Origin of the sequence: Natronospira bacteriovora (assembly GCF_030848495.1) — a bacterium.
Taxonomy (GTDB): Bacteria; Pseudomonadota; Gammaproteobacteria; order Natronospirales; family Natronospiraceae; genus Natronospira; species Natronospira bacteriovora.
In genome coordinates, this window is record NZ_JAVDDT010000006.1 from 57,142 (window position 1) to 81,464 (window position 24,323).

21 protein-coding genes are annotated in these 24,323 nt (G+C 63.3%); 4 read left to right on the forward strand and 17 right to left on the reverse strand.

Features of this window, described 5'->3' with window-relative positions; all coding sequences use genetic code 11:
• Window positions 1–6: 6 nt before the first annotated feature.
• From RBH19_RS09715 to nadS, 4 genes are all read right to left on the reverse strand, one after another.
• Window positions 7–1,437, reverse strand: coding sequence for a mannose-1-phosphate guanylyltransferase/mannose-6-phosphate isomerase (locus RBH19_RS09715; protein ID WP_306728651.1), 1,431 nt, complete (start codon window positions 1,435–1,437; stop codon window positions 7–9).
• A 58-nt stretch (window positions 1,438–1,495) separates the two neighbouring features.
• Entirely contained in the window at window positions 1,496–2,842 is a 1,347-nt protein-coding gene (locus tag RBH19_RS09720; RefSeq protein WP_306728652.1) for a phosphohexomutase domain-containing protein, read from the reverse strand.
• Between the two features lie 102 nt (window positions 2,843–2,944).
• Window positions 2,945–3,844 (reverse strand): UTP--glucose-1-phosphate uridylyltransferase GalU, encoded by a 900-nt coding sequence (galU, locus tag RBH19_RS09725; protein ID WP_306728653.1) that lies wholly within the window; start codon window positions 3,842–3,844, stop codon window positions 2,945–2,947.
• A gap of 301 nt (window positions 3,845–4,145) precedes the next feature.
• The gene (nadS, locus tag RBH19_RS09730) at window positions 4,146–4,436 is read right to left on the reverse strand and encodes a NadS family protein (protein WP_306728654.1); all 291 of its coding nucleotides are present in this window, start codon (window positions 4,434–4,436) and stop codon (window positions 4,146–4,148) included.
• A gap of 562 nt (window positions 4,437–4,998) precedes the next feature.
• Here nadS and ftsY point away from each other — a divergent pair.
• The 3 genes from ftsY to ftsX all read left to right on the forward strand — a co-directional run bounded on the left by ftsY (window position 4,999) and on the right by ftsX (window position 7,984).
• A complete protein-coding gene (gene ftsY / locus RBH19_RS09735) occupies window positions 4,999–5,937 on the forward strand; it encodes a signal recognition particle-docking protein FtsY (RefSeq protein ID WP_306728655.1) in 939 nt (312 codons plus the stop codon).
• Between the two features lie 305 nt (window positions 5,938–6,242).
• The gene (gene ftsE, locus RBH19_RS09740; protein WP_306728656.1) at window positions 6,243–6,956 is read left to right on the forward strand and encodes a cell division ATP-binding protein FtsE; all 714 of its coding nucleotides are present in this window, start codon (window positions 6,243–6,245) and stop codon (window positions 6,954–6,956) included.
• Window positions 6,956–7,984 (forward strand): permease-like cell division protein FtsX, encoded by a 1,029-nt coding sequence (gene ftsX / locus RBH19_RS09745; RefSeq protein ID WP_306728657.1) that lies wholly within the window; start codon window positions 6,956–6,958, stop codon window positions 7,982–7,984. Before ftsE ends, ftsX begins: the two co-directional genes overlap by 1 nt.
• A gap of 290 nt (window positions 7,985–8,274) precedes the next feature.
• On the opposite strand, the gene rpoH is transcribed toward ftsX, so the two are convergent.
• From rpoH to RBH19_RS09780, 7 genes are all read right to left on the reverse strand, one after another.
• On the reverse strand, window positions 8,275–9,156 hold the full coding sequence (gene rpoH, locus RBH19_RS09750) for an RNA polymerase sigma factor RpoH (protein WP_306728658.1): 882 nt from the start codon (window positions 9,154–9,156) through the stop codon (window positions 8,275–8,277).
• 57 nt (window positions 9,157–9,213) lie between these two features.
• A complete protein-coding gene (locus RBH19_RS09755; protein ID WP_306728659.1) occupies window positions 9,214–10,347 on the reverse strand; it encodes a carboxypeptidase-like regulatory domain-containing protein in 1,134 nt (377 codons plus the stop codon).
• Between the two features lie 246 nt (window positions 10,348–10,593).
• Window positions 10,594–15,219: a S8 family serine peptidase gene (locus RBH19_RS09760; RefSeq protein WP_306728660.1), complete on the reverse strand. Its 4,626-nt coding sequence runs from the start codon at window positions 15,217–15,219 to the stop codon at window positions 10,594–10,596.
• A 281-nt stretch (window positions 15,220–15,500) separates the two neighbouring features.
• Window positions 15,501–16,409 (reverse strand): heme o synthase, encoded by a 909-nt coding sequence (gene cyoE / locus RBH19_RS09765; RefSeq protein WP_445353975.1) that lies wholly within the window; start codon window positions 16,407–16,409, stop codon window positions 15,501–15,503.
• A 29-nt stretch (window positions 16,410–16,438) separates the two neighbouring features.
• Window positions 16,439–17,482, reverse strand: a complete 1,044-nt coding sequence (locus RBH19_RS09770; protein ID WP_306728662.1) for a COX15/CtaA family protein — start codon at window positions 17,480–17,482, stop codon at window positions 16,439–16,441.
• A gap of 216 nt (window positions 17,483–17,698) precedes the next feature.
• Window positions 17,699–18,322, reverse strand: coding sequence for a redox-active disulfide-containing membrane protein (locus RBH19_RS09775; RefSeq protein ID WP_306728663.1), 624 nt, complete (start codon window positions 18,320–18,322; stop codon window positions 17,699–17,701).
• Window positions 18,309–19,025 carry an SURF1 family protein gene (locus RBH19_RS09780; protein WP_306728664.1) on the reverse strand — a complete coding sequence of 239 codons (717 nt, stop codon included), beginning with the start codon at window positions 19,023–19,025 and terminating at the stop codon, window positions 18,309–18,311. Before RBH19_RS09780 ends, RBH19_RS09775 begins: the two co-directional genes overlap by 14 nt.
• 46 nt (window positions 19,026–19,071) lie before the next feature.
• Between RBH19_RS09780 and RBH19_RS09785 the strand changes: the two genes are divergently transcribed.
• Complete coding sequence (locus tag RBH19_RS09785; RefSeq protein WP_306728665.1) at window positions 19,072–19,278, forward strand: twin transmembrane helix small protein; 207 nt, start codon at window positions 19,072–19,074, stop codon at window positions 19,276–19,278.
• Between the two features lie 365 nt (window positions 19,279–19,643).
• Here the strand turns inward: RBH19_RS09785 and RBH19_RS09790 are convergent, their stop codons facing one another.
• The 6 genes from RBH19_RS09790 to RBH19_RS09815 form a co-directional block, all read right to left on the reverse strand.
• Window positions 19,644–20,510 carry a cytochrome c oxidase subunit 3 gene (locus RBH19_RS09790; protein WP_306728666.1) on the reverse strand — a complete coding sequence of 289 codons (867 nt, stop codon included), beginning with the start codon at window positions 20,508–20,510 and terminating at the stop codon, window positions 19,644–19,646.
• Window positions 20,511–20,566: 56 nt separating this feature from the next.
• Window positions 20,567–21,112, reverse strand: coding sequence for a cytochrome c oxidase assembly protein (locus tag RBH19_RS09795; protein WP_306728667.1), 546 nt, complete (start codon window positions 21,110–21,112; stop codon window positions 20,567–20,569).
• Between the two features lie 17 nt (window positions 21,113–21,129).
• Entirely contained in the window at window positions 21,130–21,252 is a 123-nt protein-coding gene (locus RBH19_RS09800; RefSeq protein ID WP_306728668.1) for a hypothetical protein, read from the reverse strand.
• A gap of 19 nt (window positions 21,253–21,271) precedes the next feature.
• Window positions 21,272–22,852, reverse strand: coding sequence for a cytochrome c oxidase subunit I (ctaD, locus tag RBH19_RS09805; protein ID WP_306728669.1), 1,581 nt, complete (start codon window positions 22,850–22,852; stop codon window positions 21,272–21,274).
• Between the two features lie 27 nt (window positions 22,853–22,879).
• A complete protein-coding gene (gene coxB / locus RBH19_RS09810) occupies window positions 22,880–23,749 on the reverse strand; it encodes a cytochrome c oxidase subunit II (protein WP_306728670.1) in 870 nt (289 codons plus the stop codon).
• 80 nt (window positions 23,750–23,829) lie between these two features.
• Window positions 23,830–24,309 carry a DUF2244 domain-containing protein gene (locus RBH19_RS09815; RefSeq protein ID WP_306728671.1) on the reverse strand — a complete coding sequence of 160 codons (480 nt, stop codon included), beginning with the start codon at window positions 24,307–24,309 and terminating at the stop codon, window positions 23,830–23,832.
• Between the last annotated feature and the right edge of the window lie 14 nt (window positions 24,310–24,323).

Sequence of the window (24,323 nt, forward strand, 5' to 3'; positions counted from 1 at the left end):
GTGTCGTCAGGCCCGTCCGTAGGTGTCTTCGAATCGAACGATGTCGTCCTCGCCCAGGTAGGCGCCGGACTGGACTTCGATGAACTCCAGCGGGATCGCTCCCGGGTTTTCAATCCGATGTTTCTCGCCCAGCGGAATGTAGGTGGACTGGTTCTCGGTGAGGATGAAGCTCTCCTCGCCGCGAGTCACCCTGGCCGTTCCGCTGACGATAATCCAATGTTCGGCACGGTGGTGGTGCATCTGCAGCGACAGTCGCCCGCCGGGTTTCACGGTTATGCGCTTGACCTGGTAGCGCTCGCCATCGTCCACGGTCTCGTAGGTGCCCCAGGGACGGTGGACTTTGGCATGGGTGTCCGCCTCATCCCGGCCCTGCTCATTGAGCGCGCCGAGCAGGTGTTTCACATTCTGCGCCTCGGAGACCGGCATCACCAGCACCGCGTCACCGGTTTCGATCACGGCCACATCCTTGAGGCCGACGGCCGAAACCAGGCGTTTTCTCGAGACAAGCAGGCTATTGTCGCAGTCTACGGCCAGGGTGTCACCGTCGCAGACATTGCCCCGCTCGTCACAGGCCTGGCCGGCCTGGCCGCGCTCCAGGTAGGACTGCCAGGAGCCGATGTCGCTCCACTGGATGTTGACCGGGATGACCCGGGCCGAGGCGGTCTTTTCCATTATGGCGTAGTCGATGGAGTCGGCGCGGGCCTCGGCAAAGGCGGCCGCGTCGGGGCGGACAAAGATACCATCGGTCTTGCGACCGTCGAATGACCGTTTCACGGCGGCCATGATGTCCGGGGCGTGGGCCTGGAGCTCATCAACGATCTTTTGCGCTGGGAACAGAAACATGCCGCTGTTCCAGAGGAATCGGCCGCTCTCGAGGTATTTTTCCGCCGTCGCCCGATCCGGTTTTTCCACGAACTGCTTCATTGGCCGGACCGGGGCCGAGCCGTCGCCGTCCAGCTCGATGTAGCCGTAGCCCGTCTCCGGGCGGGCGGGCTGGATGCCAAAGGCGACCAGGTCGTCCAGCGTCAGGTGTTCCATGGCGGCCGACAGGGCCTCGGCCAGGGGGCCGTCGTCCTCAATCCAGTGGTCGGCCGGGAGCACCAGCATGCGGGCGTCGGGATCGGTCTCGGCGATCTCCAGGGCCGCCAGGGCGATGGCAGCGGCGGTGTTCTTGGGTTCGGGCTCCAGGATCACGCTGGCGCTGTCGTGGCCGGCGTCCTTGAGCGCGTCCGCAATCAGGAAGCGGTGCTCCTCGTTGCCCACCACCACGGGGTGGCTGTTGCACAGGCCGTTGAGGCGCTGAAGAGTGGCGCCCATCATGGGCTCGCTGCCGAACAGGGTGTGAAACTGTTTCGGAAAGGCCTTTCGGGACAGGGGCCACAGGCGGGAGCCGACGCCCCCGGCGAGGATCACCTTGACGATGTTCTGGTCGGTCATTCTTGCTCCCTTGACGCTGTTCTTGTCGAGGCTGAAGCCTCTCCCACACTATCTTGCTCTAGGCCTGATCGATCAGGTCGAGGATCTCGCGGGTGCGGGCCTGCATGAGGGCCTGGTCGCCGCGGGATTCCACATTGAGACGCAGCAGCGGCTCGGTGTTCGACTTGCGCAGGTTGAAGCGCCAGTCCTCGAAAGCCACGCTCAATCCATCAGTGTAATCCGCCTCGCCGCCCTGGGACAGGTAGGTGTCCTTGATCCGGGCCAGGCAGGCGTCGGCGTCATCCACCTTGCGGTTGATCTCGCCGCTGGCCGGGTAGGCGGCGATGGCCTCGGCCACGAGCTCGCCCAGGGATTTGCCGGTCTTGCAGACCAGTTCGGCCACCAGCAGCCAGGGGATCATGCCGCTGTCGCAGTAGGCGAAATCCCGGAAATAGTGGTGGGCGCTCATTTCGCCGCCGTAGAGGGCATTTTCCTGGCGCATGCGCTCCTTGATGAAGGCGTGGCCGGTCTTGCTCTGGATGGGCGTGCCGCCGGCCTTCTCCACCGTGGCGACGGTGGCCCAGGTGAGGCGCGGGTCGTGGATGATCTTCTCGCCGGGCCATTTCTCCAGCAGGGACTTGGCCAGCAGGCCGACGATGTAATAGCCCTCGATGAAGCTGCCTTTCTCGTCGAAGAAAAAGCAGCGGTCGAAATCGCCGTCCCAGGCGATACCCATGTCGGCGCCGGTGCGCTGGACGGCCTCGGCGGTGGCCTCACGGTTTTCCGGCAGCAGGGGGTTGGGGATGCCGTTGGGGAAATGGCCGTCCGGCTCGTAGTGAATCTTCTCGAAGCGGAAGGGGAGTTGTTTTTCCAGCTCGTCGATCACCTTGCCGGCGGCGCTGTTGCCGGGGTTTACCACGATCCGCAGCGGTTTGAGATTGGCCGGCTCGATGTAGGAGAGCAGATGCTCGACATAGGCCTGGCGGGTATCCACGGAGCGGATCTCGCCGGGCTGCTCGGCCGGGTTGCCGGTGTTTTCTTCGGCGACGCGGTCGCGGATGGCGAACAGGCCGGTATCGCCACTGATGGGGCGGGACTCGGCCCGAACCAGCTTCATGCCGTTGTAATCGGCCGGGTTGTGGCTGGCGGTGACCATGATGCCGCCGTCGGCCTCAAGATGACTGGTGGCGAAATAGACTTCCTCGGTGCCGCACAGGCCAATATTGAGGACATCCACGCCACGGGAGGTGAGACCCTCGCTCAGGGCCTGCGCGAGGCCGGGGCTCGACAGGCGGATGTCGTAGCCAACGACAACGGTTTTCGGCGCCAGCTCCACGGCGAAGGCCTCGCCGATCAGGCGGGCGACCGCCGGGGTCAGTTCGTCTGTGGTGCGGCCACGGATGTCGTAGGCCTTGAAGAAATTCATGTTTTACACCATCCCGATACGACGAGGAGCCGGCCTGTCGGGGGTTCCCCTGCCCCGCCAGGCCGGTGAGCAATCGGAAAGACTACCGTGTTTTCGGGCCCGTCAGGAAGCCCGGGATTGCGCCTGTTCGCGGGCATACCGCATCAGATAATCCGCAAACGGACCACCCAGCTCCGGGTGTTTCAGCGCCATTTCCACCGTGGCTTCCAGATAGCCCAGCTTGTCGCCGCAGTCGTAGCGCTTGCCGTGGAAGTTGTAGGCGTAAACGGCCTCTTCCTGCTGGAGGGCGTCGATGGCATCGGTGAGCTGGATTTCATTGCCGGCGCCCCTGGGGGTGTTTTCCAGGTGGTGGAAGATACGCGGAGTCAGTGCGTAGCGGCCGATGACGCCCCAGTTGGAGGGGGCATTTTCCGGGGCCGGCTTTTCCACGATCCTGTTGAGGCGGCGGAGCTGGTCGCTGACTTTGTCGCCGGCGACGATACCGTACTTGTTGCTGTGTTCCTGCGGGATCTGCTGGACGCCGATGAGGCTGTGGCCGAGCTGGTCGAATTGCTCGCCCATCTGGGCCAGGCAGCCCTTGCCGCCGTTGTGGACGAGGTCATCGGCGAGGACCACATAGAAGGGTTCGTTGCCGACGATGTTCCTGGCGCAGAGCACGGCGTGGCCGAGGCCGAGGGCTTCGGCCTGGCGGATGTAGACGCAGTCCACATGGTCGGGGATGACATCACGGACGGCCTGAAGGCGATCGTGCTTGCCCTTTTTCATGAGCTCGTTTTCGAGCTCGTAGGCGCGGTCGAAATGGTCCGGGATGGGGCGCTTATTGCGGCCGGTGACGAAGATGATGGTATCCACGCCGGCTTCCACGGCCTCTTCCACGGCGTACTGGACCAGCGGCTTGTCCACCACGGGCAGCATTTCCTTGGGGCTGGCCTTGGTGGCAGGCAGGAAACGGGTGCCGAGGCCGGCTACGGGAAAGACGGCCTTGCGGATTGGTGCGTTCATTCGTGACTCCCTCCGACGTCCTGTCAGTGCTGTTTTTTGAGGTATTGGCCCTTCCCGACCAATTCCCTCTTATGTTTAATCACGCGCCGATCCCCCTTCCCCTTCGGCGCGTTGCGAGCGCAATTGAGTATAGGGGATGCGCGGTTGGGTGTGAAGGTGGAAGTGCTGGGTGCTGAGTGCTGAGTGCTGAGTGCTGAGTGCTGAGTGCTGAGTGCTGAGTGCTGAGTGGGTGCTGGTCGGAGGGGGCGGCGGTTCTCGAAGGGGCGGGGCTTTCGGCTGTTGCCGCGCATGGTTCGAGCGCTTAGGCGCTCAAGGCGCGGAATACATGCTCCGGATCGTTACGGACGGCATGCAACAAAGCCAGGGCCGGCCCTCGGGGTTGGCGCCGGTTCTGCTCCCAGTTGCGCAAGGTTCCAACGGGTACACCGATCAGTGCCGCGAACTCGTCCTGCGTCAGTTTCAGTTGGCGCCGAACGGCCGCTACGTCAACGGGATCGAAACGGTGCTCTCTGGCAACAGCGCCTTTCCGGCGGCGAATTTCTCCGGCCTGCCGAATGCTCTCGGTCAGTTCTGCAAAAAGCTTCTCATCCATTGGACAACTCCTCTTCCACGAGGCGGCGCAGAACCTTAAGCTGCTCTGCCGTCAAATCTGCCTGCCTGTTCTTGGCATAGGCCAGCAACATAGCCGAAAGTAGATGATCCTTGCTCCGCCGCGCTTACCCCTTCCAGGCACATTCCAGCGGACTTTGCGCAGACCGCCGCTGCCGGGTATTTCGGCCCCAATCGCCGGATTGGTCACCAAGGCCCACTGCAGTTCCCGATAGCTTTCATCCGTAAGCAGACCATTGATCTGCCTTGTAAATACTGGCGTTTCCTTGATTACCATGTTCTTGGAGAATACGCCATTGGCGTAGTTCCGCAAGTTTGGGCGGCTTTGCCGGCAGGAGTAAGGCGCCAGGAGCAGGGAGCAAAAGGCGGAACAGTTGCCGGATTCGGGGATGGTGCCTTGGGGCGGTTTTCCTCACGCCTTACGCCTTACTCGGCCCATCACAGCGGTTGCCGGAGGGTGGGCGGGCGTCACGCCTTGCTTCTGCCTTTTTGATACGATGATGCTTTGCCTTTCCAGCCATCGAAATGAGATTGTCCCCGCCCCCATGAGCGAGAAAAAAGGTTTCTTCCAGCGCCTGCGCGAACGCCTGAACAAGGGCGACTCCATTCTTACCCGCGATATCACCGAACTGCTGCCCTCCAGTGGCAAGCCGGATGAAGGCACTCTGGAAGAACTGGAAACGCGGCTGCTGATGGCGGATGTGGGTGTGGATGCCACCCGGAAGATCATGGATGGTCTGTACGAGCGGCTTGACCGCAAGGCCCTGGCGGATGGCGCCCAGCTTATGGCCGGCCTGGAAGCCGAGATCGAATCGCTGCTGGGGCCGGTGGAGGTGCCGCTGGTGCCGGAGCATTCGGGCGAGGGGCCTTTCGTGATTCTGGTGGTGGGCGTGAACGGCGCCGGCAAGACCACGACCATCGGCAAGCTGGCACGACGCTTTCGGGACGAGGGCCGCTCGGTGATGCTGGCGGCCGGGGACACCTTTCGGGCGGCGGCGGTGGAACAGCTGCAGGCTTGGGGTGAACGCAATGAGGTGCCGGTGATTGCCCATGCCACGGGGGCGGATTCGGCGGCGGTGGCCCATGATGCGGTGCAGTCCGCCCTGGCCCGGGGCACGGATGTGCTCATGATCGATACCGCCGGCCGCCTGCACACCCAGGCCGGGCTGATGGATGAGCTGCGCAAGGTGAAGCGGGTGATCCAGAAGGCCATGCCGTCGGCGCCCCATGAAACCCTGCTGGTGCTGGACGGCAGCACCGGCCAGAACGCCATTGCCCAGGCGCGGGAGTTTAATTCAGCGGTGGACCTCAGCGGCCTGGTGGTAACCAAGCTGGACGGCTCGGCCCGTGGCGGGGTGATCCTGGCCGTGGCCCGGGAGCTGGGCGTGCCGGTGCGATTCATCGGGATAGGTGAAGGTGCCGAGGACCTGGATGTGTTCCGGGCGAAGGATTTTACTCGGGCACTGGTGGAAAAATCCGGGTGAAAACATTTGGCCGCGAAATGCACGCGAGATGGACGCTAGATTTGGGCCGTGCCGGGTGAGGTGCCGTGCTGCTTCGGAGGGGCCGTGCTTTGGGATGGCGCGCCATCTCTACCAGCACCGTAGGCGCGGATTTATCCGCGATTGCAACCCATGAATTGTGATCGCGGATAATGGAACCTCCGAAGCAGCACGGCGGCGCACCAGGCACGACCCCACATTCGCGTCCATTTAGCGTGCATTTCGCGGCTAAAAAGGTTTTAAGGTTTTATCTCGTGGTCCAGTCTCCCATTCAGCGGGGTTGAGCGATGATCCGTTTTGATCGTGTCAGCAAGAGTTATCCCGGCGGCAATCAGGCGCTGAGCGATGTGAGCTTTGAGCTGGGGGGCGGTGAGTTTGCCTATCTGACCGGGCATTCCGGCGCGGGCAAGAGCACACTGCTGAAGCTGATTGCCATGCTCGAGCGCCCCACCCGCGGGCAGGTGCTGTTCGACGGGCGCAATCTGGCCAAGGTGGGCAAGTGGGGCATTCCCTATCATCGCCGCAAGGTGGGGCTGATCTTCCAGGACCACAAGCTGCTGCAGGATCGCACGGTCTTTGACAATGTGGCGCTGCCGCTGGTGATCACCGGCATGGGGCATCGGGAGATGCGCCGGCGGGTGCAGGCGGCGCTGGATCAGGTGGATCTGCTGCACAAGGAGCACGCTCTGCCCATCACCCTCTCCGGGGGTGAACAGCAGCGGGTGGGCATTGCCCGCGCCGTGGTGGGTCGGCCGCCCATGCTGGTGGCGGATGAGCCCACCGGTAATCTGGACCCGGCGCTGTCGCGGGAGATCATGCGCCTGTTCGAGCGTTTTCAGCAGGTGGGGGTGACGGTGATGGTGGCCAGCCATGATCATGAGCTGATCCGGGCCTCCGGGCGGCGGGTGCTGACCCTTCAGGGCGGACAGATGGTGGAGGCACGGCTGGATGCTCCCCATTCGTCGGCGGATCATCACCCCGATCAGGGAGGGGCGTACTGATGGCTTCCCGTCGACCCCGCCCTGCCCGTCCCCGTCATTCCACCCACCGGGAAGCGGCCGCCCCCCGTGAGCGGCACGGCGCCCAGCGTTCCCGCGGTGGTGTCATCGGCTTTCTGCGGGCCTGGCTGATCCGCCATGCCCAGACCCTGTTCTTTACCCTGGGACGGCTCTGCCGCCGGCCCGGCTCCAGCCTGATGACCGCCTCTGTCATTGGTGTGGCCCTGGCCCTGCCGGCGGCCATGTACGTGCTGGTGCAGAACACCAGCGGCCTGGCCGGCAGCTGGGAAGGGGTGTCGCGGATTTCCGTGTTCATGGAGCCGGGCAGCGCGGAAGACGCCGCCCGACGGCTGGGCCGGGAACTGGAAACCCGGGAGACCGTGCAGCGAGTGGATTACATCAGTGCCGAAGAGGCCATGCGCGAGTTTCAGGACCGCTCGGGTTTCGGAGATGCTCTGGCGGTGCTGGACGATAACCCCTTGCCACCCGTACTGGTGGTTCACCCCACGGAGGCAGCGGGTGGGGCCGATTCCCTGCGCGTTCTGGTGAATGAGTTCGAGAACCTGGAGGGTGTCGATCTGGTGCAGGTGGATACCGAGTGGATCGAGCGTTTCCACGCCATGCTGGAGATAGCCGAACGCGGCATTGCCGTGGTGGCCGCCCTGCTCGCCTTTGCGGTGCTGATCGTGGTGGGCAATACCATTCGACTGGAGATTCAGAACCGGCGCGAGGAGATCGAGGTGACCAAGCTGGTGGGGGCAACCGATGCCTTCATTCGCCGCCCCTTCCTCTATACCGGCCTGTGGTACGGCATTGGCGGCGGGCTGGTGGCGCTGTTGCTGGTGGGCGGGGCGGTGATCGTGCTGCACGATCCGGTGCGTTCACTGGCCGGGCTGTATGGCAGCGGCTTTCGGCTCTCGGGCCTGGGCTTTGTGGAAAGCCTGCAGGTGATCGGCGCCGGTGCCCTGCTCGGCTGGGCCGGCAGCTGGCTGGCGGTGGCCAGGCATTTGAGTGCCATTGAGCCGGCTTGAAACATTTAGCCGCGAGATGGACGCTAAATGGACACGAGATAAAGGCGAAAACCTTTAAAAAATTTGGCCGCGAGATGGACGCTAAATGGACGCTAGATTTGGGTCGTGCTGGACGGGCCGCCGTGCTGCTTCGGAGGGGTCGTGGGTGCGGCATTCCTGCCGCGATGGCAATTCAGCGGTTGGCACGCTGTTCTCTATGGCCTCGCTGTAGGCGCGGATGAGGGAGCCTCCACCAGAACGAAGAAACCCGGCCATGGGCCGGGTTTCGGGGGCGATTGAGGGCGCCGCCGTCAGGCGGTCATGTAACCCCGCAGTTTCTTGATGGCGCCGTTTTCGATCTGGCGGATGCGTTCGGCGGAGACGCCGTAGGTGTCAGCCAGTTCCTGCAGGGTGGCCTTGTTGTCGTCGTCCATCCAGCGGGCCTGCAGGATGGCGCGGGAGCGGTCGTCCAGCTGCGACAGGGCCTGGTTGAGGCGGCGGCTGCCGGATTCGCTCCAGTCGCTGGCCTCGACGGCGTTGGCCGGGTCGCTGTCGTGGTCGGGCAGGTACTGGGCCGGGGCGTAGACGTCCTCGTCGGACTCGCCCGCGCCGGGATGCGGATCGAAGGCCATGTCCTGGCTGGACAGGCGGCCTTCCATTTCCAGCACCTGCTCACTGCTCACGCCCAGGTCACGGGCCACGTTGTCCACTTCGTCCTTGCTGAACCAGCCCAGACGATGCTTGGCCTTGCGCAGGTTGAAGAAGAGCTTGCGCTGGGCCTTGGTGGTGGCGACTTTCACGATGCGCCAGTTGCGAATGACATATTCGTGGATCTCGGCGCGGATCCAGTGCACGGCGAAGGAGATCAGGCGGACGCCCACATTGGGGTCGAAGCGCTTGACGGCCTTCATCAGACCCACATTGCCTTCCTGGATCAGGTCGGCCAGGGGCAGGCCGTAACCCTGATAGCCCCGGGCCACGTGCACCACGAAGCGCAGGTTGGAGATGACCAGGCTGCGGGCGGCATCCAGATCGCCGTCATCGTGATAGCGATGCGCGAGATCCTGCTCTTCCTGTTCGGAAAGGACGGGAATGGCTCCGACGGCGGAAAGATAGCTCTCCAGGCTGCCGCTGGGGCCAGCCAGAGCGACGGCGGTGTTGTCGCGGATTGCCAAAGCCTTGCTGTCGGCCATGATGTCTCTCTCCCGGTAAGTTCTGCTTCCTATCTTAGCACTCTGCGGGTTGGAGTGCTAACCGTTCCGGGAGTTCCCTCGGAAGCCTGCAAGCCCCTGGCGGCGTTGACGAAACAGGGCAGCAGCGGCGGTCAGCAGCAACAGGGGCAGCAAGGGGTCGAAACGGGCATCGGGGCCGCCCAGGGAGCACCTGCCGGCGAGGCTGGGATCATCACCCGGGCAGCGACCGGTATAAAACTCGAATTCCACCCACTCCGAGCTCATGCCCAGGTCATTGGTGAGCTGCACACGGCCAAACATGTTGGTGTCGCAATCCAGGCGTCGGGGCAACATGTAATTGATGGTGACGAAATCGCCCTCGCCGGCGGGAAAGTCTTGTTCCGCGACGGCATGATCGGTGAAGTCGGGATCCTCGCTGTAATGCAGTTCGGCGCTGCCGCCACGGTCATCGGGATTGGCCCGGACAAAGATGTAGACGATGGGCGGATCCAGCAGGCTGATCGCTTGCTCCACCTCGATCACCTGGGGCGGCTGAACATCCACGTCGAACGCCACATCGGTGTAGCGGCTGCCGCCCTCATGCAGGTAGATGGCGGGTTCGGGCTGGTAATCCGCGACCGGATTGCCGCGGGCAGCCAGGCGTACATTGGTATAGACCTGGTGACGCTGGGCGGGCAGCCGAAAGACCGCGACACCCTGATCGTCCGCATCCACAAGGAAGGGGCCTTCGCTTTCACCGCCGGCGCTGTCCAGGTACAGGCTGGCGGTGGCGCCGCCGGAGAGGCCGTGCACCGCCCCCTCGATCCAGGCGTCGGCCGGACGCAGGTAAATGTCGCCGTGGTGAGTGGCCGTGCCGTCGCTGTCGAGGGGAAGCCAGCTGGAGTGAAATCCCTCGGCGCTCACGGTCAGCGGGCCCGCCTCCGGCGTCGCCTCGATGAACAGGGAGAAATGCCCGTGCTCGTCGCTGACGACGGTGGCGCCGCCAGGCTCGCGAATCAGGACCTCGGCCATGGCCTGGCCCTGCGAATCCAGGATGCGCCCCTGCTGCAGCCCGTGGGCTGTGAATGCCGGGTCAGTGATTGCCGGGGCGGAGACTCGGCTTTCGCTGATCCCCTGGCCACTGGCCAGGAGTGCAAAGAGCAGGAGAGAAAGCAGGAAGACAGAGAGCGTTTGCTTGCTCGGCTTGTACATGGAATGACTCCTTGGTGCGCCTGATTTTGCGCCGACCGGTGCTGCCCGCTGACCACCAGCCCATCCTATTACGATAAGTTTCGTAATCTTATAGCCCTGCCGGGGGAATTCCAAGCCCTTCGAAGGAAGCTCTGATTGATTCCCTCGCGCCCGGCACCGGGAAGCTTTTACGAACCATAAAACGAAAATCGCCCCCCCGGTTTCCCGGAGGGGCGACGATCGAGCTTGTGCTCGCTACCGCGGAATTCAGACCCGGCGGCGTGCGAGCAGGCCAAGCATGGCCATGAGGGCAATCAAGGGCAACAGCGGGTCCACCGGCCCACGACCGTCACCCAGGCTGCAGCTTCCGCCGCTGCCACCGCCTGAACTGGCGCACTGGACCACGAAGTTGTCGGGATCCGTGGCCACAGTGTGCCCGCGGTCATTGGCGACGGAAATCTCGTAGAAGACTTCCTGATCGCACTCCAGACCACTGATCTCGAATTCCAGATCCACGAGGCCGTCCTCGGCGGACAGGGTCACCTCCTCAAGGCTGGAATCAAGATCATCGGCACTGCTGCCGTAGTTCAGCGTGATCACCGAGGCACGTTCATTGCTGTCAATGCTGGCGGCAATGGTGGCGCTGGCGTTCATAGCCGTTACCACGGTGGCACTTTCGATCACCGGCGTCGTGGGCATCAGTGCCAGGTCACCGGCATCAACGGCATCGCCCATGCCGGCGAAGCTGAAGCCATCGCCGCCCTGGTCGTCGCTGAAGTCCTCATAGCCGAAGCCGCGCACACGGATTTCGGCATAGGTGGCCTGGTAGTTGGCGTCCAGCTGGAAGGCGTCCTCGCCCTCGCCGCTGCCATTGATGACCACCGGACCCAGTTCCAGTTCGTCGGCACCACCCTGATAAACCAGGTAGAGGTTGACCGACTCGCCGTCTTCCAGACCGATTACCGAACCATTGATCTCGGCACTGGCACTCTGCAGAACCACGTCGCACTGCGGGGTGTCACCGACGCAGTCTGCGCCATCGACCACCTCGGAGACGTAGCCCGGCAGGGTGAAGGACAGGGCGTGGCTGTCCTCGCCTTCCGGCGCGGGGGCCGTCAGGGTAAAGACGCCGTCGCCGTCACTGAAGGCCATGTACTGACGCTCGGCCGGCCCAATGGCTTCCGGCGTGGCGACCTGCACGTCTGCGAGCTCGTGGCCCAGCTCATTGTGGATCCAGCCGGCGTAGGTTTCGCCGACATCCACGGTCAGGCCATCAAGTACCACTTCGCCGTATGTGCCATCACTGGGCACGGCACGGATCTGGAAGGCAGTGGCTTCACTCACCCCGGCGCTGACCACATGGGAACGGGCCGCGTTGGCCGAGCCATGATCGTCATCCGCCGAGACATCCGCCGGATCCATGCTGGCAATGGCGGAGCCGTCCTGACCGTCGGCGTCTTCAACCAGCAGGCTGAAGCCGTAACCGGCGGTGGCACCGCGCACACGCACTTCCGTGCTGTCGCCATTGGCGACCAGGTAATCATGGCGACTGTCGATGCCAAGATCCACGGACACCGTGAAGCTGACACTGGCGCCGGTTTCATCGTCCACCAGTTCGATGGTGTAGTCACCGGCGAAGGCACCCTGGGCAGGCACTTCGAACTCGTAGAAGGCGCCGTGGAAATCCACCACATTGGCGGATTCACCCGTGGTGACGTTCAGGGCCGAGGCGCTGAAGTCACCGGAACCACCACTGGGGTAGAAACGAACACGGTCGCCGGCGGCCAGGTTCATGTCCTCGATGGCATCACCGTTCTCGTCTTCGATGCTCACTTCGTCATAGAAGTGATAGGTGGCGGCGACAACGATGGAGATGTCGTCCGGGCTGCCATCCGGATCAAAGGCCACCGCCTTGAGTGTGGTGGTCTCGCTGATCTCGATGGATTCGCCACTGGCGATTTCCGTACCACTGGCCTGATCCGGCTCGGAGCCATCGGTGGTGTAATGGATGGTCATGTCCGTGTCGGCCACGGTGATGGTGACGTCCACCGAATCACCGGCCATCCAGGTACCGCCTTCGGGATCCAGGCTCGGGGCCGGAACGGCTTGATCAATATTGAGCTGGATGAAGGAATCATCGGTCAATGTGCCGTGCGGCTGAACGGCATAGGTGCCCCAGAGGCGAACCGTCCACACACCGCTGTCGACCTGGCCGTCGAAGTCATCGATGCTGCGACTGTCACTGGAGGAACCACCAGAGGAAGGCCAGCCGAAATCGTAATCAAGCACTTCTCCGGGCGGTGCGTCCCAGGCATCGGCGGCACCGCCGGCCAGGATCCGCTCACCATCGGGGTCGATGATTTCCATGCGGAACTCATCACGCCATGCGCCGGAGGCGGTGCTGTAATTCAGCTCCCAGTCGATACCGGCCAGTTCCCCGCGGGGGGCGACCAGTTCGATTTCCAGCGCATTGCCCTGCCCGCCTGGAACGCTCACGCCATCCAGGTCGAAGCGGTCGCCGGTGTCGGGACCGGCCTCTTCACCATCAAAGGTCACGGCAACAGGCAGATGCGCACGGCTGCTGGCGCTGCTGTCTTCTTCGATCAGCACACCACCGAAGTGCCAGTCGCTGCCGCTACCGCCGGAAACGGTGACGGTGATTTCCTGGCTTTCACCCTCGACCAGGCTGAAGTTGGCGGGCGAAACCTGAATGTCGCCACCACTGAGACCGGCAATGACCGTCCAGCTGCCGTCGTGGGTGGCCGTGAGGGTGCGGGTCCAGCTGCAGCCTGCCACGTCACAGGCGAGACGTGTCAGGAAGGGGACGTTGAGTTCGTGCAGTTCCAGGGAACCGCCGTTGGGGTCGGCATCGACAAAGTTGTCGTAGGTCTCGTCCATCAGCAAGCCGGTGCGTGCCGCATTGGCCACGTTCACCCGGCCGGAGCCCTGGTCGAAGATGTCCGCCGGGGTGCTGCCGTCTTCCTTCTTGAGCACACCGATGTCGGCGGTGAGCATCAGTGCCGACTGCAGTTCGGTGGGCGTCCAGTCGGGCTTGAGGGCACGCAGCAGGGCACCGGCACCGGCCGCGTGGGGCGAGGCCATGGACGTACCGCCAATGGCGACGTACTCGTCATCGTCACCCACGTAGGCGGCCAGGACATTGTGGCCGGGGGCGACCACATCGGGGCCGGGCAGCATGCCGTAGGGGGCGTTGCCGGGGCCACGGGAGCTGAAACCGGACATCACGTCCGCGCCCTGCTGAACCATCTCGGTGGCATGCAGGCGGCCGCTGGCGTCGTCTTCGTCATTGACCCAGGCGATGAGATCCAGGGAGACCGGATAGTCCACCCAGACAGCCGGAATGGGGAAGTCGCCACCCATGGCCGGAATGCCGTGGTCACCGTAGTCGTCACCACTGTAGTAGATGGCGGCCACCGCGCCCGCATCGGCCATGTTCACGGCCTTGTCGGCGAAGGGGCAGCCACCCACTTCAGCGACACCGATCATGCCGAGCATGCTGTCTTCGGGCAGGGCATTGCAGGCCTGGTAGTTGCCGGAGTCAACGGCATCCGCATCAACCAGCTCGGCATCAATCGCTTCAGGCAGGAAAAGGCCGGAGGACGGGATGGTGGCCATGTCTTCAAGATCCGCCGGCACCGGTTCGGGACCGGTGACGCTGGCCGGGGTAATGAAGCTGCCACCGTGATGGCTGCTGCCCACCGTGACGTTCCACGGACCGAAGTTGGAGATGGTCTCCGCGCCCGGGCCGGAGTTGCCGCCCGCGGCGAATGTGGTCACGCCGGCTTCATTCAGGGACAGGAAGGCTGCGGCGGATGACTCCCAGTAGGGGTCGCCGCCCCCCGAGACCGGACCGATGGAATAGTTGATGACATCCACCAGGCCACGTTCGAGGATATCCTCGGCCACGTCCGGCATGCCGGTGCAGCCACCGGCACAGATGCGGTAGTTGACGATGTTGGCCCGCGGCGCCACGCCGGACAGGGGAATCCCGCCGGGGGTGGTTACCGGGTTGCCGGCGGCGGTACCGGCCACGTGGGTGCCGTGACCGTTTTCGTCATGGGCATCCTCGGCACTGCCAAAGAAGAAGGAGCCGATGAGCTTGTCGTTACAGGCGTAACTGTCATCAAAGTCATCGTGTTCGGGATCACAGACACCGATGTAATTACCCGCACCCAGGGGGTTGACGTGCTCGTAGCCGTCGGAGGCCACGGCGGCAAAGGATTCGTGGGTGGACTGAATCCCGGAATCGACGATGCCGATCACCACGCCTTCACCACGGGTTTCGAGTTCGGCACCCAGTTCACCGCTCCAGATGGGGGTGGCATTGATGTATTCGGGCCCGATGAAGGTCAGCGGCTGGTAAACGATCTCGCGCTTGATGTGGGCCACTTCGGGCATGGCCGCAATCTGGCGGGCGGTGCGCAGGTCGATTTCCACGGCAAAGGCGTTCAGGGCCAGCTGCCACTGACGCTCCGGCTGCAGGAAAACACCCGTCTCGGCGGCGATGCCGGCGATGACTTCCTGCTGACGCGTCTGCAGGTAGTCACGATAGGCCCGTACTTCAGCCCGGCTGGCGTCGAAACGCTCGGCGCCGGTCACCCGGTTGGAAGTCGCCTTAAGGCCGGGGATGCCGCCGCGATAGCGGGCAGCCGGTGGCTCATGCAGGCGAATGATGTAGGTGGCGCGCTCGTCAGGGTCTTCACCCCGCAGCTTGATGTGTGACGCCTGTTCCGGCGCGGCCGTGCGGGATAGCGCCTGATCGAGTGACTCGAATGCCTGGCCTGGCTGGCCGGCAAACAACGTCGCACTGCTCATGCCGAGCAGCAGGCTGGCCGCCAGTGTGGGCAGGCCCTTCTTTGCTGAGGTCATCATGCACCCCTCCTGGATTCGATAATTTGCCGACTACTGGGTCGGTCCCATTTTCGGAGCCCAAAAAAAGCAGCGCTGTGGGTCCGGGGCCAGACGATTGGCCCGTGCCCGCAAGGGCTGCTTGTCCTTGCGCCATGCGTAATCGCCCCCCCCCTTGGGAACGATGCACGGCCAGTTTCGCGGCATCGGCAGGGAGCAACAAGGAACTGGTTCACAGTTTTGGGTATTCGTGATCCGGCCTCAGGCGGGAAAAAAGGGCACGGGAGACCAAATGAAAGGGCTTGTCAGGCGGCCAGCCAGACGGCCAGGTAATGATCCACCATCAGGGCGGCAAAGAGGAGGATGAGGTAGGTGATGGAAAAACCGAAGGTTTTCATGGGCCAGCGGCTGTCCGGGTCGCGCTTGAGGGCGATGGTGTAGGCCAGAAAGGCGACACCCAGAATCACGGCGCTGGCCAGGTAGAGCAGACCGGACATGCCGGTGAGCCAGGGCAGCAGGGTCACCAGGATCAGCAGCACGGTGTAGAAGATGATGTGCCAGCCGGTGAAGTGGACACCGTGGGTGACCGGCAGCATGGGCATGTCCACCTTGGCGTATTCCTCGCGGCGGTGGATGGCCAGTGCCCAGAAATGGGGTGGTGTCCAGGTGAAGATGATCAGGAACAGCAGCAGGGCATGGGGATGCACCTCGCCGGTGATGGCGGCCCAGCCCAGGACGGGCGGGGCCGCGCCCGCCGCGCCCCCGATGACGATGTTCTGGGGCGTCGCGCGCTTGAGAAAGACCGTGTAGATGATGGCGTAACCCACCAGGGAGGCCAGGGTGAGGACGGCGGTGAGCGGGTTCACCAGGAACCACAGCAGGGCCATGGCCAGCGCGCCCAGCACACTGGCGAAGGTGAGAACCTGCCAGCCCTTGAGATGGCCGGTGGGCAGGGGACGATTACGGGTGCGGGCCATCTCGGCGTCGATGCGCCGGTCGATGAAATGATTGATGGCGGCGGCCGAGGCGGCCGCCAGCCCAATCCCGATGGTGCCGAAGACGAAGAGATCCAGGGGCACGGCGCCAGGGACGGCCAGCAGCATGCCCACAATGGCGGTGAACACGATCAGCGCCACCACCTTGGGCTTGCACAGGTCCAGGTAATCGGCGGCCAGGGCCGTGAATCCGGGCTTGCTCTTCGACATCGATCTCAACTCTGGGCTGTTGGGCTCAATCCGCCGGCTCAGGCGGACGGGCGCCTACCATACAGCAGCCACAGGGCGGTGACCATTGCCAGCAGGAGTAGCGCCGCACCCGCGTTGTGGGCCGTTGCCAGCCACAGGGGCAGGCCGAGAACCACCACGAAGACACCAATGGCGAGCTGGATGGCCAGCAGGCCGCCCACGGCCACCGACGCCCTTCGCAGCACCAGGCTGCCCTGCGTCCACAGCATCCAGGCGAAGGCCCCGATCACGGCCAGGGCGACGATGGCGCCGAGGCGATGGGTGTAGTGAATGGCGGTACGGGCCTGGTTGTCCAGGACACCGTATTCGTAGTTCTTGCCCAGTTCCCGCCACAGGGTGAAGCCGTCGCCGAAGTCCATGTCGGGCCAGTACTGACCATGGCAGGTGGGGAAATCCGGACAGGCCAGGGCGGCGTAATTGGTGCTCACCCAGCCGCCGAGACCGATCTGGGCCACCAATACGAACAGGACCGCCAGACCGGTCTTCTGCAGGCCAGAGCGGGTCTTCGGTGGCAGGCTGGCGGTATCCGCCGGGACGCCGTCGTCACGGGTGCGCAAATACTGCAGCCAGAGCACGGAAAGGGTGGCGAGCCCGCCGAACAGGTGCGCCAGCACAATGGCGGGCTTGACCAGCAGGGTTACCGTCCACATCCCGAGCAGGGACTGGAAGATCACCAGCCCCACCAGCAACCAGGGCAGCTTCACCGGCTGGCGTTTTTCACGCCGATTGACGGTGGCCAGAATGGCCAGGCCCAGAATCATCAGACCCAGCAGCCCGGCAACGTAGCGGTGGGCCATCTCCTTCCAGGCCTTGGCCAGCCAGCGCTCGTCACCCCGCGCCAGGGGGGTGTCGTCCCAGCCCTCCAGGGCCGACTGAATCTGGTACTCCGTCTGGGGCACGGTGAGCACGCCGTAGCAGCCCGGCCAGTCGGGGCAGCCAAGACCGGCGTCGTTGAGACGCACAAAGGCACCGAGCACGACCACCACCAGGGTGAGGATGGTTGCGGCCAGGGAACCGCGATTGAAAATCTGCAAACGGGTCATGTCATTTCACCGTAGTTAAAGGCTTGAAACATTTGGCCGCGAAATGCACGCGAAATGGACGCTAGATGTTGGCCGTGCTGCGATTAGGCGATGCAGGGTTTTCGAGGCGGCGTGCCAATCGTGCAATTGCAATCGCGGATAAACCCGCTCCTGCCCTGCCAACGCTCACCGCCTATTTTGCGTTCATTTTGCGTTCATTTCGCGGCGCATTTCCCGTCATCCAATCTGGGAAACGCGCAGGAGGCGTTTCATGTCGTCCATGAAGTCGTCCGGGTCGAAGCCGGCGGGGAAGTACATCATCAGGTTGCCCAGGGGGTCGATGATGTAGAGGCGGCCGGCGTCGCGGGGCTGGGCGCCGTCTTCCAGGTTCAATTGCTCCAGCAGATCGGCGGCCTCGCCCTGGTGCAGATCAAGCACGGTCAGGTCTTCGTGTTCGCTGCGGAACCAGTCACGGTCGGCGCCCTCGGCGGGGACCAGCAGGACGCGGTGGACGCGGCCCATGTCACGGCCCAGGGAGAGGCGGATCTGGCGGGTGGCCCACATGACTTCCCGGCAATCCGCGCCGCAACCTTCGGCGGCGATGTACAGCACGGTCCAGCGCCGCTCCACCGGCAGCTGGCGCTCGGCCTCGTCACCACGGGCGGCGATCACGGGCAGGGTGACAGGCTCCATGGGCCGGGCCGGGTACACGAGATCTCCGGCATTGGTGGTGGTGCCCAGTTCCGGTGCGCCCTGGAAGGCATACCACAGCCAGGCCAGAATGAAGGGGCCGGCACAGACCAGGAACACCAGAATCAGGGTGATGCGAAAGCGGCGGGTACGGGGATCAATCTCGCTCATTGCGGTTCACTCGTTTCAGGTTGACCACCAGGAAGACAATCAGCACGGCCAGGGCCAGCGCGGCCCACTGAAAGGCGTAGCCCAGATGACGCTCCGGTGGCATGTTGATCGGGGCCCAATCCCTACGATAGCCGGGCTGGTCGGCATCCGGGGCCAGCAGCAGCCGGCCGTCATGGACGGGGGCACCCAGCTGCGCCTCCAGATCTCCGACCTCGGGGAAATAGATGCGCCTTGGCCACTCGCCCTCGGGGGCGGGAGCCGTCAGGCGAAAACCCGGACGGGGCAGGCTCGCCAGCCGTCCGTGGACGGCCTGGCGGCCAGCGGGGGTCTCGCCGGCGGTCTCCTCGGCAACCCAGCCGCGATCGACGATGATCAGGCCACCGTCGTCCGCCAGGGCCAGCGGCGTCCAGACATGAAAACCGCTCTGCCCGTCCCGCATCATGTTTTCCAGCAGGAACTGGCGATCGTCCAGGAGCTCGCCGTGCAGGGTGACCGGGGCATAGAGTGGCAAGCCCTCCAGCTCATCCAGGGAGCGCACATCACGCCGCTCGGCATCGGAGGCAAACAATTCCAGCAGCACTTCCTTTTCACCGGCACGCTGCCATTGCCAGTGAGAAAGGGAGGAAAAAGCCAGTACCGTGAACAGGGTCAGCAGCCAGGCCCACAGGGGCGGCTTGAACTGCCAGTCGGTCTGGTGTCTCATAAGGCCCCCGCCCGATCGGGCTGAGTCTAAAACTTCCGGAGTAACAATGGGCCTGGTAATTCTGATCCTGATTCTGGCCATCCTGGCCAGCCTGGCGTCCGCCCTGTTCTATCTCTTGAAAGACCCGGGTGAATCCAAGCGAACGGTCTGGGCCCTCACCTTCCGGGTCGGCCTGTCCATCAGCCTGTTCGTCTTCCTGCTGATCCTCTTCGCCCTCGGCCTCATCGAACCCAAGGGTCCGCCAGTCGGCTAAAGCCAGCTGTGGGCTGAAGCCAGCTACAAGCCTCAAGCTACAAGCTGCAAGCTAAAACCCACCTCGGCAAACTGTGGTTGCCGGAACCCTCGGTGGGTGGGCGGTGACGATCAGCGCCCCACTCTTCTCTCAATCCAGGAACCTCAGTCGGTTCCGGCGCTGGCCGTGGTTAGCGCCGAGAGCCGTTCCAGTCTGTCACTGGGTTGCTCGGTGGGTGGGCGGTGGCGATCAGCGCGAAGCCCGCAGCGAGCCCCGACGCCGGGCTGGAGCGAAGGGCATAGCAGCGCTATGGCCTGAGTGAAGCCCAAGTCGCGGCCGCGAGGGCGAAGCGGTGATCGTCACCGCCCGCCCACCGAGCAGCCCCATTACAGCCAGTAGACGAATACGAAGAGGACCAGCCAGACCACGTCCACGAAGTGCCAGTACCAGGCGGCGGCTTCGAAGGCGAAGTGGTTGTCGGCGGTGAAGTGGCCCTTGAGGCATCGGAAATAGACCACCGTCAGCATCAGTGCACCGAGGAACACGTGCAGGCCGTGGAAGCCGGTGAGCATGAAGAAGGTGGAACCGTAGATGCCGGAATCCAGACGCAGGTTCAGATCCACATAGGCGTGGACGTACTCGTACATCTGGATGCTGAGGAAGAGCAGACCCAGGGCGATGGTGGCGAACAGGCCCCAGTTGAGCACCTTGCGGTTGTTTTCCTTGATGGCGTGGTGAGCAATGGTCAGCGTCACGCCGGAGGTCAGCAGGATGGCGGTGTTGATGGCCGGCAGGCCCCAGGCGCCCATGATATCGAACTCGCCGCCACGCGGGGCGGGGCCATCGCTGGGCCAGGCGGCTTCAAAGCCATCCCAGAGCAGCAGGTTGGTGAAGAAGTTCGCGCCTTCACCGCCCAGCCAGGGCAGGGAATACACGCGGGCGTAGAACAGGGCCCCGAAGAAGGCGGCAAAGAAGGCGACTTCCGACAGGATGAACCAGGCCATGCCCTGGCGGAAGCTGCGGTCTTCCTGGGAGCCGTAGACACCCTGGACGCTTTCGTTGATGACGTCGCGGAACCAGCCCCAGACCATGTAGAGAATGATCGCGCCACCGATGAACATGACCGGTGTGCCGAAACGGACACCGTTGAGCAGGGCCGCGGCACCGATTACGGCAATGAACATGCCGATGGTGCCCACCACGGGCCAGTGGCTTTCATGGGGAACGTAGTAACTACCCTTTTCCTGCGCCATTGCTTTCTTCCTCAATGCAGAAACTCTGTCCCTGCCCGGAACGGACAGCCGCGATCTTATTGTTCACTCAGCTTTTGCTGAGCAAAGAAGGAATACGCCAGGGTGACAGTACCAATGTTGCTCGGCAGGGCCGGATCAACATAGAACAGCACCGGCATGCGCTTGCTTTCTTCACCGGCAAAGCGCTGCTCGTCAAAGCAGAAACACTCTACCTTCTGTACGTAACGGGTGGCCCCGGCCGGCGCCACACTGGGCACGGCGTGGCCGATCTGTTCCTCACTGGCCAGATTGGTGGCCAGATAATGGGTGGTATAGAGCTTGCCGGGATGCACCTGCATGCGAGTCTCTTCCGGCCGGAAGGACCAGAGATCCCGCTGGTTGTTGCTGGAGGCAAACTCCACCGTCACGGTGCGGTCGTAATCGGTTTCCAGTGCCACCGGCTCCGCCGCCACCCGCGTGCTGGAACTGCTGATGCCCGTGACCTCACAGAAGACGTCATACAGGGGCACCATGGCGAAGCCGAAGCCGAACATCAGCAGGGAGGCGGTTGCCAGTTTCAGCACCAGGCTGCCGTTGCTCTCCTTTTTCTTCTGCTCTGCCATTCTCTCCAGCCCTCGCGTCAGTAACGCGTGTGAATCAGAAAGAAGATGCCGAGATAGAAGACCACGGCAACAGCACCGATCACCAGGGCCCAGTTACGGGCCCGGCGTCGGTTTTGCTTGGTGCGTTCCTGCTCGTCCACGGTCAGACTCCTGCCCGGCTCACTTCACTTCCGGGGCGGTCTCGAAGGTGTGGTAGGGGGCCGGTGACGGCACCGTCCACTCCAGACCGTGGGAGCCTTCCCAGACCCGATCGGTGGCGCGACCCACGCCACCACGGATGCAGTGGATGATCACGTAGACGAAGATCAGCTGGGAAACACCGAAGACAAAGGCCCCGATACTGGAAATGAAATTGAAGTCCGTGAACTGCACCGCATAGTCCGGGATACGGCGCGGCATGCCGGCCAGCCCCAGGAAGTGCTGCGGGAAGAAGGTCACGTTGATGGAAATGGTGGACAGCCAGAAATGGGTCTTGCCCCAGAACTCGCTGTACATGTTGCCCGTCCACTTGGGCAGCCAGAAATAGGTGGCGGCCATGATGGCAAAGACCGCACCCGGTACCAGCACGTAGTGGAAGTGGGCCACCACGAAGTAGGAGTCATGGTACTGGAAATCCGCCGGCACGATGGCAAGCATCAGGCCGGAGAAGCCACCGATGGTGAACAGGAAGAGGAAGGCCAGGGCAAACAGCATCGGGGTTTCGAAGGTCATGGCCCCGCGCCACATGGTGGCCACCCAGTTGAAGACCTTCACGCCCGTGGGCACGGCAATCAACATGGTGGTGAACATGAAGAACAGCAGACCCGCCACCGGCATGCCCACGGTGAACATGTGGTGAGCCCAGACGATGAAGCTCAGGAAGGCGATGGCGGCAATGGCATAGACCATGGCGCTGTAGCCGAAGAGCTTCTTGCGTGCGAAGGTCGGGATGATCTCCGAGATGATGCCGAAGGCCGGCAGGATCATGATGTACACCTCGGGGTGCCCGAAGAACCAGAAGAGGTGCTGGAACAGGACCGGGTCACCGCCGCCGGCGGCATCAAAGAAGGTGGTACCGAAGTACTTGTCGGTGAGCAGCATGGTCACCGCACCGGCGAGCACCGGCATCACGGCGATCAGCAGGTAGGCGGTAATCAGCCAGCCCCACACGAAGATGGGCATCTTCAGCAGGCCCATGCCGGGTGCCCGCATGTTCATGATGGTCACGATGATGTTGATCGCGCCCATGATGGAGGAAATACCCAGCACGTGGATGCCGAAGACCAGGAAGGGGAAGGCATCACCCGTCTGCAGGGAAAGCGGCGGGTAGATGGTCCAGCCCGCGGCCGGTGCACCGCCCGGCACGAAGAAGGTCATCAGCAGGAGCGTGAAACCAATGGGAAGGATCCAGAAGCTCCAGTTGTTCATGCGTGGCAGGGCCATGTCCGGCGCCCCCACCATCATGGGGATCATCCAGTTGGCCAGGCCCACGAAGGCCGGCATGACGGCGCCGAAGATCATGATCAGCGCGTGCATGGTGACCATCTGGTTGTAGAACATGGGGTCAACCAGATTCATGCCGGGCTGAATCAGCTCGGCACGGATGACCATGGCCATGGCGCCACCGACGAAGAACATGATCAGGCTGAACCAGAGGTACAGCGTGCCGATGTCCTTGTGGTTGGTGGTAAAGAGCCAGCGACGCAGCCCCTTGGCCGGGCCGTGATGTTCGTCGTGATGGGTATCGGTAGCAGTGCTCATTTTTTTACTCGACCTCCGGCTCAGTCTTTACCGGGCCACTTCAATGGCGGAAAGCTGCAGGTTATCGTCGCCCTTGGCCTGGCGTTCACGCATTTCTTCCAGCCAGGCCTCGTATTCTTCCTGTTCCACGGCTTCCACCACGATGGGCATGAAACCATGGTCGCGGCCGCACAGCTCGGCGCACTGACCACGATAGACACCGGGCTCGGTGATTTCGAACCAGAGCTCGTTCACGAAACCGGGGATGGCGTCCTTCTTGCCGCCCAGTTCCGGCACCCACCAGGCGTGGATCACGTCATTGGCGGTGAGCAGCAGCAGAACCTTCTGGTTGATGGGCACCACCACGCGGTTGTCCACTTCCAGCAGGTAGTTGTCCACGTCACGAGGATCAATGTCGCGGTGGGCACGCAGCTGACGGGCACGGTTGCTGTCGCGATCGAGACGGCTGTAGAAATCCACATTCTCGCCACGGTATTCGTAGTGCCAGAACCACTGGTAGCCAGTGACCTGGATACTCATGTCGTAATCCCGGTAATCCTCGAGATCGATGAGCGCCCGGGCCGAGGGAATGGCCATGCCGATCAGGATCATGAAGGGGATGACGGTCCAGACCACTTCCACGGCGGTGTTGTGGTGCCACTTGGCCGGCTCCACGCCGCGGGATTTGCGGTGCAGGAAGATGGAAATGATCATGGCGCCGAAGACCAGAACCGCAATCACCACGCAGATCCAGAAGATCAGCATGTGAAGGTTGTAGATCTCGTCACTCATGGTGGTCACGCCACGGGGCAGGTTGATGCCCTCGCGGAAGGCCAGCGCCGAGCCCGGGAATGCCAGCAGCAGCATCCCGAGCAAGAAGGTGTGGCGAATCGCGCCTGAAAGCTTCGTTTTGAACATGCTTTCGCTTCTCCTGCGTGGTTCAGCAGAAGGCCCGGGGTGGCCCCGGTTCCCCTGCCCCGCCCGACGCCGGACGGGTATCAGTCTTGTTTGGCCAGAAGCCCCTTCAGCCGCTTGCCGAGGGAACGTCGTTCGTCCTCGGGGAGGCAGCGTCCAACCTCCTGTTCCCGATTGCCTTCCCGAAGGAAAAGGCGAACCGGGTAATTTAGATGCGTCGCTTCGTCCAGCTCCACCCGCACCCAGGCCCGATTGAAGCGGTGGGTTTCCTGTGGCCGTCCCATCCCTCGCTGCAAAACGACCTGATCGGCCTCGAGGGTAATTACTTCCCGGAATCGTTGCCGACGCTGCACCAGATAAAGGCACAGGCCCAGCAACAGCAGTTCCGCGCCCGCGAAGGGCAGGATCGGCCACATCCCCCTGGCTGCCCAGCTGAAGGCAATGGCCAGGGCCGGAGCGGACACCACCAGAAAAAAGACCACCGCGCCCCGATTGTTCAGGGAGAGGTTGGGGGTGACCACGATGCGATGCGACTCATCGCCTGATTCCTTGTCCTGGATCATGGATTCGGACCAGG